This is a genomic window from Quatrionicoccus australiensis (genome assembly GCF_020510525.1).
Taxonomy (GTDB): domain Bacteria; phylum Pseudomonadota; class Gammaproteobacteria; order Burkholderiales; family Rhodocyclaceae; genus Azonexus; species Azonexus australiensis_B.
In genome coordinates this window covers 1,255,284-1,268,518 of record NZ_CP075188.1, presented here as the reverse complement: position 1 = coordinate 1,268,518, position 13,235 = coordinate 1,255,284, and the positions used below count along the sequence as shown (strand labels likewise).

The following is a 13,235-nucleotide window of genomic DNA, read 5'->3' as shown; positions in this document are numbered from 1 at the left end:
TTTGAATTGCCGCCCGACCGGGTGGCAAAGGAAGGCCGACCCTCACGAGGGGTCGGCCTTTTTCATTTTGCCTGCTGCCGGACGGTCGACCGTTACAGCGAGCCGTTTTTCAGCGCAACTCCCAGTAGCTGGCGCGGCTATAGGTTTCCTTCAGCAAATCGATAAACAAGCGCACCCGCAAGGGCAAATGCCGGCGCTGCGGAAAAACAGCGTAGATCCCCATGGGCGGTGCCTGCCAGGCATCGAGAACGGAAGTCAGGCGGCCCTCCTTCAGATCCTGCCCAACCTCCCACAATGAACGCCAGGCCAGACCGCGCCCGGCCAGCGCCCATTCGTGAAGGACCGCGCCGTCATTACATTCGAAACTGCCGCCAACCTTGATGGTATCGACCTGATCGCTGTCCGGATCACGAAACACCCAGCCGCGCTGCTGGCCGAGCGAAAGGCAGTTGTGCTGCGCCAGATCGGCCGGTTCGCGCGGCACGCCATGCGCCACCAGATAGGCCGGACTGGCGACCACCATGCGGCGCATTTCGCCGAGGCGCACGCTGACCAGGCTGGAATCGGTGAGTTCGCCGATGCGAATGGCACAGTCGATATTTTCATTGAGCAAATCGACCAGGCGGTCGCTGAGATTCAGATTGACCCGCACCTCGGGATTGGCCAGCATGAATTCGCCGACCAGCGGCGCGACATGCCGGCGGCCAAAGCCGGAAGGCGCAGACACCCGCAACTGGCCACTGGCTTGCAGACTGCCCAGCGATACTGCAGCCTCGGCATTGGCCAGGTCGTTCAGTACCTTCTGGCAATCTTCAAGAAAAGCCTGGCCTTCGAAAGTCAGCGTCAGCTTGCGCGTCGTGCGGATCAGCAGGCGTACACCGAGCCGCGCTTCCAGCGCATCGAGGCGGCGACCGATGATGGCCGGCGTGACATTTTCGCTGCGCGCCGCCGCCGACAGGCTGCCCCGCGTCGAGACGTTTACAAATGCGGAAATCTGTTTGAAAGTATCCATAGATTCTTTACTTTAAGTAAAAGAATTAACGCCGGAAATGCCACTTATCTTATCTTAAAAGTAACAATAAACTCCATGTCCATGCTCTCCTCTACCGCCCCTTCTTCGATCAAAGCCATCGCCTTCGACGCCTACGCGACGCTGTTCGACGTCTATTGCATGGAAGCCCTGGCAGAAGAGTATTTCCCCGGCCAGGGTGCCGCCTTGACGGTGCAATGGCGCCTGAAGCAAGTCGAATACACCCGCGTGCGGACGATGAGCGGCCAGTTCAAGACCTTCTGGGAAGTCACCCGCGACGCGCTGGTGTTCGCCGCCCGCCGCCTCGACCTCGACATGAGTGATACGCAGCGCCAGCACCTGATGAACCAGTACGCCTGCCTGCGCCCCTTCCCGGAAAACATGGCGACACTGGAAACGCTGCAGGCGATGGGCTATCCACTCGCCATCCTGTCGAACGGCACGCACTCGATGCTCGACATCGCCGTCAAGTACAACGACATGAGCCACCTGTTCAGCCACATTCTTTCGGCCGACAGCGTGCAGAAATTCAAGACTTCGCCCGAGGTTTACCAGCTGGCGGTCGACGCATTCAAAGTGCCGAAAAACGAGATTCTCTTCGTCTCGGCCAATGCCTGGGATGCCTGTGCTGCCACCTGGTTCGGTTTCACGACCTTCTGGGTCAATCGCAACAACCAGCCCGGGGAAGTCCTCGACGTCACCCCGACTGCCAGCGGCCGCCAGCTATCCGACGTACTGACCTACGTCGGCGGCCTGCAGGGCTGAACCATTCACCTCTTTTCAACCTTAACCAAGGAGTTTCCATGAGCCTCAACCTGCCCCAAGGCGTGCAAATCACCGGCCCGATCAAGCCGGGTTACGAATCCGTCCTCACCTTCGAAGCCCTCGAACTGGTCGCCAAGCTACATCGCGCCTTCGAAGCCCGTCGCCAGGAACTGCTCAAGGCCCGCGTTGCCCGCCAGGCCCGCATCGACGCCGGCGAAATGCCGGATTTCCTGCCGGAAACCAAGGCCATCCGTGAAGGTGACTGGAAGATCGCCCCGCTGCCCAAGGCCCTCGAGTGCCGCCGCACCGAAATCACCGGCCCGGTCGAAGCCAAGATGATCATCAACGCCTTCAACTCGGGCGCTGACTCCTACATGACCGACTTCGAAGACTCGAACTCGCCGAACTGGGACAACCAGATCCAGGGCCAGATCAACCTGTACAAGGCGATCCGCCGCGAACTCTCGTTCAAGAACGAAAACGGCAAGGAATACAAGCTCAACGACAAGATCGCCACCCTGCAGATCCGTCCGCGCGGCTGGCACCTCGACGAAAAGCACGTGCTGGTTGACGGTCAACGCGTCGGCGGCGGCATTTTTGACTTCGCCGTGGTCTTCTTCCACAACGCCAAGGAACAGATCGCCCGCGGCGCCGGCCCGTTCTACTACCTGCCGAAGATGGAAAGCCACCTCGAAGCCCGCCTGTGGAACGACATCTTCGTCATGGCCCAGGACCACATCGGCCTGCCGCAAGGCACCATCAAGGCCACCGTGCTGATCGAAACCATCCTCGCCACCTTCGAGATGGAAGAAATCCTCTACGAACTGCGCAACCATTCGTCGGGCCTCAATGCCGGCCGCTGGGACTACATCTTCTCGTGCATCAAGAAGTTCAAGAAGAACAAGGACTTCTGCCTGGCCCAGCGCAGCGCCATCACCATGGAAGTGCCCTTCATGCGCGGCTACGCCCTGGCTCTGGTGCAGGCTTGCCACAAGCGTGGCGCTCCGGCCATGGGCGGCATGTCGGCCCTGATCCCGATCAAGAACGACCCGGTCGCCAACGAAAAGGCCCTGGCCGGCATTCGCCACGACAAGACCCGCGACGCCAACGACGGCTTCGACGGCGGCTGGGTGGCTCACCCGGGCCTGGTGCCGATCGCGATGGAAGAGTTCGTCAAGGTCCTCGGCGACAAGCCGAACCAGTGGGAAAAGCAGGTTGAAGGCAACTTCGGCCCGGCCCAGTGGCTGGACTTCCAGCCGGAAGCCCCGATCACCGAAGCCGGCCTGCGCAACAACATCAACGTCGGCATCCATTACCTCGGCTCCTGGCTGGCCGGCAATGGCTGCGTGCCCATCCACAACCTGATGGAAGATGCAGCCACCGCTGAAATCTCCCGCTCGCAAGTGTGGCAATGGGTGGTTTCGCCGAAGGGCATTCTCGACGACGGCCGCAAGGTCACCGAAGAGATGGTCCGACCGATGATCGCCGAAGAACTGGCCAAGGTGAAGGCAACGGTTTCCGCCCAGGGCGAAGACACCGCCACCTACGACCAGGCCGCCGTGATCTTCGACAAGATGTCCCTGACCCCGGACTACCCGGAATTCCTGACCCTCCCGCTGTACGAAGCGATGGAATAAGCAGTACCCGGAAAAAGGCGCAAAGACGCCCGACTCCGACAGAGAAGCTGGAAGAAAAGCGCCGGGGAGACCCGGCGTTTTTTGTCGACCCGGACACGCTTAAAAACCAACTCCGTTCGCGACTTGGTGAGAGTAAGCCGAGCCGCTTCCTATGATTCAAGCCCCACCATACCGGCATCCGGATAACGCTGGCCGGCGACCTGTAGCGGATCGAAAAGCAGATCAAGCCCGGCGATTTCCGACGAGCTCAAAGTCAGGTTGGCGGCAGCCGCATTTTGTTCGAGGTAGGCGATACGTCGTGTGCCTGGAATGGGGATGACGTGGGAGTGTTTGGAGAGAAGCCACGCCAGGGCGACCTGGGCATTGCTCAGACCACGCGCCGAGGCGAAGGCAGCAAGTTGTTCAACAAGCAGCCGGTTGGCGTGTTCGGCTTCGCCCTGAAACCGCGGATTGCTTTTGCGGAAATCATTGTCGGCCAGTTCCTCCGGCTTGACCGTACCGGTCAGGAAGGCGCGGCCGAGCGGGCTGTAGGCGACAAAAGTCGTGCCCAGCTCGGCGCAGGTGGCGAGCATGTCGCGCTCGGGATCGCGCGTCCATAAGGAATATTCGCTTTGCACGGCGGCAATCGGATGCACAGCGCTGGCTTGCCGCAGCGTCCTGGCCGAAACTTCGGAAAGACCGATCTGGCCGACTTTGCCGGCAGCGACCAGTTGCGCCATGGCGCCCACCATGTCCTCGATGGGCACATCCGGGTTGCGGCGATGACAGTAATAGAGGTCGATCTGCTCGACGCCGAGACGTTGCAGCGAGGCTTCACAGGCCTGCCGGATGTAGGCCGGGCTGTTGTCGATGCGCCGTTCGTACTTGCCCTGCTCGCGGACAATGCCGAACTTGCTGGCAATCACCACCTGCTGCCGGCGCGCCGGGCCGCCTTCCTTGAGAAAGCGGCCGAGCAGGCTCTCGTTGTGGCCAAAGCCGTAGGTGTCGGCGCTGTCGAAGAAATTGATCCCGAGCTCGAGTGCCCGGGCCAGCGTACGCAGGGATTCGGCATCGTCGCTGGCGCCGTAGAATTCGCTCATTCCCATGCAGCCGAGACCGATGGCGGGGACCGGCTGCTGTTGCTGACCAAGAAAGCGTGTTTGCATGTTGATGGCCCTTTACTGAACGGTGTAGCCGCCGTCGATGGCGAAGCCCTGGCCGTTGATGTAGCTGGCCGCCGAAGAAAGCAGGAAGAGCACGGGGTTGGCGATTTCCTCGGGCTGACCGGGACGGCCCGCCGGGCTGGTTTTGAGCGTGGCTTCGAGATTTTCCAGCCCGCCGAAACCGATTTCGGCCATCGGCGTGACGACAGGACCGGGATTGACCGCGTTGACCCGGATGCCCTGCTGGAAACCTTCGAGCGCCGCGCTGCGGGTCAGCCCGAGCACGGCGTGCTTGCTGGCCGTGTAGGGCGAGAAATTGGCGAAACCGATCTGGGCAACGACGGAGGCGGTATTGACGATGGACCCGCCGCCGGTTTTCAGCATCGCGGCCATTTCATACTTGAGCGACCAGAACACGCCGTATACGTTGGCCTGCATGACTTCGGCGAAATCGGCACTGGTCAATTCGTGGATGGGTGCCACCTTGCCCAGCACGCCGGCGTTGTTGAAGGCACCGTCGAGCCGGCCAAAGTGGGCGACGGTCGTCGCCACGGCGTTCTGGATATCGGCTTCGACGGTGACGTCGGTCCGGATGGCGATGGCGTCGCCGCCGGCCGCGCGAATCTGCATCACCAGATTTTCCAGCGCATCCAGACGGCGGGCGGCCAGCGCCACCCTGGCCCCGGCCCGACCAAGCGCCAGGGCGGTGGCGGCGCCAATGCCGGACGAAGCACCAGTAACGAGAATGGTTTTGCCCGAGAGGTCGGCCAGAATATTTTGCATGTTGTTCTCCATTGCGGGGTTGGGGATATGACAGCAAGCAGCCTACCCCCCGACCAACTGTGCAACAATCCGCATACTGCTTGATAGGCTATTGAGCTATCCTCACCAATCATGAATCCTGCCAGTCTTGCCGATCTCCAGTCATTTGCCGCCGTGGCCCGCTTGCGCAGTTTTCGCAAGGCGGCCACCGAACTTGGCGTTTCACCGTCAGCCCTGAGCCATGCCTTGCGCGGCCTGGAAGCCCGGCTCGGCGTCCGCCTGCTCAACCGGACAACGCGCAGCGTGGCGCCAACCGAGGCCGGCCAACGCCTGCTCGACCGGCTGTCGCCCGCTCTGCAAGACATCCACGGCGCGCTGGACGAGGTCAATGCCTTTCGCGACTCGCCACTCGGCACGCTGCGCATCAACGCGCCGCGTGCCGCTTGCGAGCTGGTTCTGGCGCCGCTGCTCGGGCGCTTTCTGGAAGCCAACCCCGGCATGCGCATCGAACTGGTGGCCGACGACGCCTTCGTCGATATCGTCGCCACCGGCTTCGATGCCGGCGTCCGCTTTGGCGAAAGTCTGCAGCAGGATATGGTCGCCGTGCCGCTCGGCCCGCCCCAGCGCTTTGTCGTGGTCGCCTCGCCCGACTATCTGGCGGCGCACGGCGTACCCGAATGCCCGCGCGAATTGCAGCAGCACCGCTGCATCCGCATCCGTTTTCCCAACGGCAGTTTCTATCGCTGGGAATTTTCCCGCGGCAGCGAGCAGTTTGAAATCGAGGTCGACGGGCCGGTCGCCGTCGGCCAGATGCCGCTGATGATCACGGCCGCAGAACAAGGTCTCGGGCTGGCCTATGTTTATGCCCAGTACGCGGCGGCGCCGGTAGCCGATGGCCGGCTGAAAACCGTGCTGGAAGACTGGTGCCCGGAAATCCCCGGCTTTTATCTGTACTACCCGAGCCGCAAGCTGATGCCGGCCGGCCTGAAAGCCTTTGTCGACATGCTGCAGGATCGCTCGGCCCTTGCCCGCTCACGCCCTTGATCCATGTCGCCCCCTCGCTCCACGATGGCAAGCCTAGACATCCATGGCCCCAGGGGGAAACTGCGCGACACAGATCGCGAATCGCCACCACCGAGCAAACATACCAAAAAACAGGTAACACACCTCAAGGAAGTCTCAATGACCCCCAAAAAGGGATTTGACCTTGGTCAAATGATTCGCTCTCTACCCTTTGTTTTCAGCGCATTAGCTTGGTCCGGACAAAGCTGATCGGACATAATGGCGCTCTTCAAAAAACAGTGTTTCCGAAAGCTAAACCGTGAATCTGAACGCCAAGGTCACTCTCTTTTTCATGTGCATTGCCGCAGCCTTGCTGGCTGTCCTGGTTGCCATCAGTCTCTACGCTTTTCGCAGCTTTTCGATTGCCTCGGCGACTGACCATATCCGCACCGCAGGTGAAATCGTTCGCGTGCATCTGACCGAGTCGATGATCAATGGCGTCATCGACAAGCGCGAGAGTTTCCTGAAGCGCATGCTGGAAGTGCAGGGACTGAAATCGGCACGGGTGATACGTTCGCCCGAAGTCGAAAAACAGTTCGGCAAAGGTTTGAGTGTCGAGTCGGTGGCGGATGACAACGAACGCCGCGTTCTCCGGGAAGGCAAGGCGCATTTCGATGTCATCGATAACGGCTACGAAACGGTCTTTCGTGGCACGATTCCCTACATCGCTTCGGCCAGCGGCACGCCGAACTGCCTGCAATGCCACCAGGTCGAAGAAGGCGCCGTGCTCGGTGCGGTCAGCATGACCATGTCGATCGAGGCGCTGCGCGAGAAGGCCTTGTTCACGGTGGCCGGCATTGCCGGTGCCGTCGCCTTCTTCGTGCTGCTCGTCATCGTCCTGCTGCGCCGTCTGCTGCGCCCGATTTCCGACACTGCGAATGCCGTCGAGGACGCCGTACAGCACGCCCTGCGCGGCGACTTCAAGGCGCATGTCGAGAAGAAGACCAATGACGAGATCGGCCAGATCGCCACCGACATGAACCGCCTGCTGACCTTCCTCGACGATGGCCTGAACCGCATCGGCAGCAATGTCGCCCGCCTCACCGACCGCACGCCGGCCGCCGGTGAAAACCTGCTGACGGCAACCATCGACATGGTCGAAGGCCTGACCAAGGCCGCGCATTTCAAGCAGGCGATCGAGGAAGACGAAGTCAAGATCGAGATCTACCAGCGCCTGTCGAGCACCTTGCAGCAGGAGTTTGCCCTCAAGGAATTCTCGCTCTACGAAGTAAGCAGCAACAAGAAGCAGATGCGCAGCATCATGGTCGACGGCGCGATCGCCGAAACCTGCCGCTGGTGCGATCCGGAAATCATGATCCGCCCGGAAGCCTGCCGCGTCCGCCGTACCGGCCATATCGTCGACGGCATCAGCAATCCCGACATCTGCTACTCGTTCAAGCCACCGATCGAAGCCGGCGAGCGCCGCCATGTCTGCTTCCCGATCATCCAGTCCGGCTCGGTAGGCAGCGTTGTCCAGCTGCTGGCAAGCCCGGAGGAACAGGAAAAGCTGCAAAGCCAGATTCCGTTCATCAACGTCTATCTGCGCGAAACCGCACCGGTGCTGGAAACCAAGCGCCTGATGGAAAGCCTGCGCGATTCGACCCTGCGCGACCCGATGACCGGCCTCAACAATCGGCGCTTCCTCGAGGAATATGTCGAAACCCTGGTCGCCAGCGTGCAGCGCAAGCGCACTCACGTCGCCATCCTGATGCTCGACCTCGACTACTTCAAGATGGTCAATGACACCTACGGCCACGACGCCGGCGATGCCGTGCTGAAGTCGCTTTCGAATGTGCTCAAGCAGTCGGTGCGCGCCTCCGACCTGGTCATCCGCTACGGTGGCGAAGAGTTCCTGATCATCCTGGTCGATAGCGAAAGCACCGCCGCCGAGCGCGTTGCCGAGAATATCCGGGCGGCCGTCGAAGCGCTCAAGGTGCAGGTATCGGGGATCGTGCTGCAAAAGACCATCTCGATCGGCATTTCCGACTTCCCGACCGATAGCGACACCTTCTGGCAGGCCGTCAAGTTCGCCGACGTGGCGCTCTACCAGGCCAAGGAACAGGGCCGCAACCGGGTGATCCGCTTCAACCCGGAAATGTGGTCGGACACCAAGGAATACTAAGCCGTAGCGGTCGACCGGCAAAAAAGAGGCAATTTGCCGGTCGATACTTCCAGTCAACAATAAATAGACGAATCACCGTCTATTGCTGACCGGAAAGAGCAAATACACTGCAATCCTTCCCAATGAAGGATTGCCGCATGCTCGCCGCCCTCACCCAACTATTGATTTTCCAGCTTGCCGGCGAAGTGATCGCGCGCGGCCTCGACTTGCCCGTACCCGGCCCGGTCCTCGGCATGCTGCTGCTCTTCATCGCCCTGTTGCTGCGCGACGGCCCCGACCACGAACTGCAGACGACCAGCCAGAACCTGCTGCAACACCTGTCACTGCTCTTCGTGCCGGCCGGCACCGGCGTCATGCTGCACATGCACCGCATCGCCGACGAATGGCCGGCCCTGCTCGTGTCGCTGCTGTTCAGCACGCTGGCCACGCTGGTCGTCACCGGCCTGGTGATGAAACTCTGTCAGCACCCGGCGAAAACCGATGGGGAAAGCGCATGACGCCGCGTCTCAACGAAATCTGGGTCTATCTCGCCGCCTCGCCGCTGCTCGGCCTGACCGTGACCCTGCTCGCCTACCAGGCCGCCTTCTGGCTTTACCGGCGCTCGGGCAGTCATCCGCTGGCCAACCCGGTACTGATCGCAGTGAGCATTTTGGTGCTTTTATTGACGTTGACCGGTACGAGTTACCAGACCTATTTTTCCGGCGCGCAGTTCGTGCATTTCCTGCTCGGCCCGGCCACGGTGGCGCTCGCCATTCCGCTCTACACGCAGTTCCGCCGCGTGCGCGCGATGCTGCTGCCGGTCGTCGCCGGGCTTTTCGCCGGCAGCCTGACCGCCATCCTGTCGGCCGTCGCGATCGGCCGCCTGCTTGGAGCCAGCCTGCCGACGCAACTCTCGCTCGCCCCCAAGTCGGTGACGACACCGATCGCCATGGGCATCGCCGAGCGCATCGGCGGCATTCCGTCGCTGACCGCGGTGCTGGTCATCGTCACCGGCATCATCGGTGCGGTTGGCGCCCGTTACGTGTTCGATGCGATGAAACTGCGCGACCCGGCCATCCGCGGCTTCGCGATCGGCATTGCCTCGCACGGCATCGGCACGGCACGCGCCTTCCAGGTCAATGAGCAGAGCGGCGCCTTCGCGGCGCTGGCGATGGGCCTGAACGGTGCGCTGACGGCGCTGCTGCTGCCCTTCATCGCGCCCTGGCTGGGCGCCGTTTGATGCCTTTCCCGGCGGTCGACCGCTGAAAAACTGCAAAAATGCCTGCCGCCGGCTTTTGCCGCCCTGTCCAGTTAGGGTAAGTACCTATGGTCGGCAAGGCAGGCGCAGCGAAGAATCAGACCATGTTCATACGACCTCCACCCAGCCAGCCGAAACAACCCTGGCTGTGGTTCGCCCCCTACGTCGCGATCGGCATTTTTGCTGTCGCCATGCTCGTCCTGACCGCCCTGCTCCAGTGGCGCGAACAGGATACGGCGCGCTCGGCCCTCGAAGGCGACATGCACTGGGCCGAGCGCACCATCGAAAACCGCCTGCACGCGCACCAGGACTTTCTCGGCGAACTTGCCCGCGAACAGGAGTTCAAGCAGCTCACCTACGAATCCTTCCAGGTCCGCGCCACGCGCTACGTCCAGGAAAACCCGGAAATCCTCGCCATCGTCTGGGTCGATACCGACGGCAAGGTGGAATGGGTGTCACCCAACGAGTCGAACGTCACCTTCGTCGGCGAACAACTGACCGGGCAGCGCCTGGCCACCCTGCAGGAAGCCCTGCGCGTGCGCCGCACGATCTTTTCGCCGGACTATACCGATGCCTACCAGCAGCACAGCAACGACCTGATCCAGCCGGTACAGCGCAGCAGCAGCGACATCGGCGCCTTCATCGCGCTGCAGTCGCTGGAAACCCTGCTGCGCGCGACCTTGCCGACGGTATTTACCGCCCGTTACAGCCTGAGCGTGGTCGACGCGCAGGATCGCGAGGTGTACAGCAACTCCTCGATCAAGCCGACCGACCGCCAGATCTCCGGCACGATCAGCCTCGACCTGCCCGGCAACCGGCTCGGCCTCAACATCGTCGCCTATCGCGGCGGCGGTGCCTGGCTGCACTATGTACCGGCGGCGCTGATCGTCATCCTGACCCTGATCGCCGCCGGCACCCTGGTCCAGCTGCGCCGGCATGCCCAGCGCCGCGCCGAAACGGAAGAAAAGCTGCGCGATGCCTACGCCTTCCGCCAGGCGATGTCGCAATCGCTGATCACCGGCATGCGCGCCATCGACCTGTCGGGACGCATCACCTTCGTCAACGCCGCCTTCTGCCGCATGACCGGCTTCGACGAAGCCGAGCTGGTCGGCATTGCCCCGCCCTACCCCTACTGGCCGCCAGAAGAATTCGACAAGCTCAAGCACAACATCGATACCGCCCTGGCCGGCCAGGCCCCGGCCAGCGGCTTCGAGATGCGCATCATGCGCAAGAACGGCGAGCGTTTCGACGTCCGCCTGTACTTCTCGCCGCTGATCGACACCAACGGCCAGCAGATCGGCTGGATGGCCTCGATGAACGACATCACCGAACCCAAGCGCGTGCGCGTCGAACTGGAGCGGGCCCATGAGCGCTTCGTCACCGTCATCGACGGCCTTGATACCGCCGTGCACGTCGCCGCCGTCGATAGCGGCGAAATCCTGTTTGCCAACCGGGCCTTCCAGAACATTTTCGGCTTCGACACGGTCGGCCGCGATTCGGCGCTGGTCACCGCCGCCTGCCGGCCACCGCCGGAAGCCCTGCATGCCGACCCGAACGAACTCTCGGTCGACGAACTGCCCTGCGAAATTTTTGACGGCGAAATCCAGCACGCACTGTCCGGCCACTGGTATCACCTGCACGAACGCGCCATCCGCTGGGTGGACGGGCGCACCGTGCGCGTCCAGATCGCCGCCGACATCACCGACCGAAAACTGATCGACGAAGTCAATCTGCAGCAGCAAAAGCGCCTCGAACAGACCTCGCGCCTGATCACCATGGGCGAGATGGCCTCGTCGCTGGCACATGAACTGAACCAGCCATTGTCGGCCATCGCCAACTACTGCGCCGGCTGCGTCAAGCGCATGCAGGCCGGCAACTACCGCTTCGAAGACCTGCTCGCCGCGATGCAGAAAGCCTCCGACCAGGCCGAACGGGCCGGCAAGATCATCCGCCGCATGCGCGACATGGTGAAGAAGAGCGACCCCAACCGGCAACCGGTCGCACTCGCCGACATCGTCGACGAAGCACGCGCCTTTGCCGACATAGAGGCGCAGCGCACCGGCACACAAATCAGCGTCGAATTGCCGGAAAACTTGCCGCGCATCGTCGTCGACCGCATCATGATCGAACAGGTGCTGCTCAACCTGGTGAAAAACGGCATTGAAGCCATGCACGACATCCCCTTCGAGCGGCGCCGGCTGTTCATCAAGGCCCGCCTCGCCGACGAAAGAATGCTCGAAATCGCCGTGCGCGACCAGGGGCACGGACTGGCCGAGGAAGACATCGAAAAGATCTTTGCGCCGTTCTACACGACCAAGGCGGAAGGCATGGGGATAGGGCTGGCGATCTGCCGCTCGATCATCGAGTTTCACCAGGGACGGCTGTGGGTTGAACCGCAGCGCGAGGGCGGCACCGTGTTCCGTTTCACCGTACCGATAGAGGAAGAAAATGAGTGAGCTGACGCAAACCATCTACGTCGTCGATGACGACGAGGCCATGCGCGACTCGATGAACTGGCTGCTCGAAGGCGAAGGCTACCGCGTCGCCTGCTTCGACTCCGGCGAGAGTTTTCTTGCCGCCCGCCGCGACGACATGTCGGGCTGTATCGTGCTCGATGTGCGCATGCCGGAAATGAGCGGCCTCGAACTGCATGAAAAGCTCGATGCGCTCGGCTCGCAACTGCCGATCATCTTCGTCACCGGCCACGGCGACGTGCCGATGGCGGTCGGCGCCCTGCAACGCGGCGCCTGCGATTTCATCGAAAAGCCCTTCCACAACGAAGACCTGCTGTCGCGCATCCGCCGCGCCCTCGAACTCGATGCCGAACTCGCCGCCCGCCGCCACCGCGACGGCGCCATCACCCATCGTCTCGAACAGCTGACCCTGCGTGAAAAGGAAGTCATGCAACTGGTCGTTGCCGGCAAACTGAACAAGCAGATCGCCGACCAGCTCAGCATCAGCATGAAGACGGTGGAAGCCCATCGCGCCCGCGTCATGGAAAAAATGGGGGTGCGCACCCTGGCCGAGCTGGTCAAGGCGGTAATGAGTCTGAAATAGGCCGAAAAATGCTGGTCGACCGATAAAAAAATGCCGCTTCATGAAGCGGCATTTTTTCGGGCAGAACCGGGCAACAACTCAGAGGGGAATCAGGTCATCCCCGCCGGAACCCATGGTGCCTTCGTAATTGGTCAGTTCGCGCACTTCCTTGCGGCGCAGCAGCTTTTCCTGGACCTTGGGCGGCAGATCGGTGAACAGGATGATTTCCTTGGAAATCAGCAACTCGATCGTATCCTCGATGACGCGCACGAAGTCGCGATCAAGCTCGGTCAGCTGGCTTTCCCGCCAACGCTCGTGAATGAACTGCAGAACCTCCGGATTGTCGGCAGTCAACTCCTCCTGCGCGTTGCCGACCGGCATCGGATGTAATTCGCAAATTAGTCCATTGCCGTCTCTGGCCACATAAAGCATGCAAAAACCT

At 61.8% G+C, this 13,235-nt stretch carries 12 protein-coding genes; 8 read left to right on the top strand and 4 right to left on the bottom strand.

All coding sequences use genetic code 11. From position 1 onward, the window contains the following. Window positions 1–109: 109 nt before the first annotated feature. Window positions 110–1,012, bottom strand: a complete 903-nt coding sequence (locus tag KI612_RS06095) for a LysR family transcriptional regulator (RefSeq protein WP_226442927.1) — start codon at window positions 1,010–1,012, stop codon at window positions 110–112. A 75-nt stretch (window positions 1,013–1,087) separates the two neighbouring features. Here KI612_RS06095 and KI612_RS06090 point away from each other — a divergent pair, with 75 nt between their 5' ends. After that, window positions 1,088–1,795: a haloacid dehalogenase type II gene (locus tag KI612_RS06090; RefSeq protein ID WP_226442926.1), complete on the top strand. Its 708-nt coding sequence runs from the start codon at window positions 1,088–1,090 to the stop codon at window positions 1,793–1,795. Window positions 1,796–1,833: 38 nt separating this feature from the next. Next, the gene (gene aceB, locus KI612_RS06085) at window positions 1,834–3,432 is read left to right on the top strand and encodes a malate synthase A (RefSeq protein WP_226442925.1); all 1,599 of its coding nucleotides are present in this window, start codon (window positions 1,834–1,836) and stop codon (window positions 3,430–3,432) included. A gap of 149 nt (window positions 3,433–3,581) precedes the next feature. On the opposite strand, the gene KI612_RS06080 is transcribed toward aceB, so the two are convergent. Together KI612_RS06080 and KI612_RS06075 are read right to left on the bottom strand one after the other, a co-directional pair. After that, window positions 3,582–4,577, bottom strand: a complete 996-nt coding sequence (locus tag KI612_RS06080; protein ID WP_226442924.1) for an aldo/keto reductase — start codon at window positions 4,575–4,577, stop codon at window positions 3,582–3,584. 12 nt (window positions 4,578–4,589) lie between these two features. After that, a complete protein-coding gene (locus KI612_RS06075) occupies window positions 4,590–5,357 on the bottom strand; it encodes an SDR family NAD(P)-dependent oxidoreductase (RefSeq protein ID WP_226442923.1) in 768 nt (255 codons plus the stop codon). Between the two features lie 111 nt (window positions 5,358–5,468). Here KI612_RS06075 and KI612_RS06070 point away from each other — a divergent pair, with 111 nt between their 5' ends. The 6 genes from KI612_RS06070 to KI612_RS06045 all read left to right on the top strand — a co-directional run bounded on the left by KI612_RS06070 (window position 5,469) and on the right by KI612_RS06045 (window position 12,814). Next, entirely contained in the window at window positions 5,469–6,380 is a 912-nt protein-coding gene (locus KI612_RS06070; RefSeq protein ID WP_226442922.1) for a LysR family transcriptional regulator, read from the top strand. A 277-nt stretch (window positions 6,381–6,657) separates the two neighbouring features. After that, entirely contained in the window at window positions 6,658–8,520 is a 1,863-nt protein-coding gene (locus KI612_RS06065; protein WP_226442921.1) for a diguanylate cyclase, read from the top strand. A gap of 137 nt (window positions 8,521–8,657) precedes the next feature. Next, complete coding sequence (locus KI612_RS06060) at window positions 8,658–9,017, top strand: CidA/LrgA family protein (protein ID WP_226442920.1); 360 nt, start codon at window positions 8,658–8,660, stop codon at window positions 9,015–9,017. Continuing rightward, the gene (locus KI612_RS06055; RefSeq protein ID WP_226442919.1) at window positions 9,014–9,739 is read left to right on the top strand and encodes an LrgB family protein; all 726 of its coding nucleotides are present in this window, start codon (window positions 9,014–9,016) and stop codon (window positions 9,737–9,739) included. The genes KI612_RS06060 and KI612_RS06055 overlap by 4 nt, the downstream gene beginning before the upstream one ends. 122 nt (window positions 9,740–9,861) lie before the next feature. After that, a complete protein-coding gene (locus KI612_RS06050) occupies window positions 9,862–12,213 on the top strand; it encodes a PAS domain S-box protein (protein WP_226442918.1) in 2,352 nt (783 codons plus the stop codon). Beyond that, complete coding sequence (locus KI612_RS06045) at window positions 12,206–12,814, top strand: response regulator transcription factor (RefSeq protein WP_226442917.1); 609 nt, start codon at window positions 12,206–12,208, stop codon at window positions 12,812–12,814. The genes KI612_RS06050 and KI612_RS06045 overlap by 8 nt, the downstream gene beginning before the upstream one ends. Window positions 12,815–12,892: 78 nt before the next feature. Here KI612_RS06045 and KI612_RS06040 read toward each other — a convergent pair whose 3' ends face one another. After that, window positions 12,893–13,174 (bottom strand): hypothetical protein, encoded by a 282-nt coding sequence (locus KI612_RS06040; protein ID WP_226442916.1) that lies wholly within the window; start codon window positions 13,172–13,174, stop codon window positions 12,893–12,895. Between the last annotated feature and the right edge of the window lie 61 nt (window positions 13,175–13,235).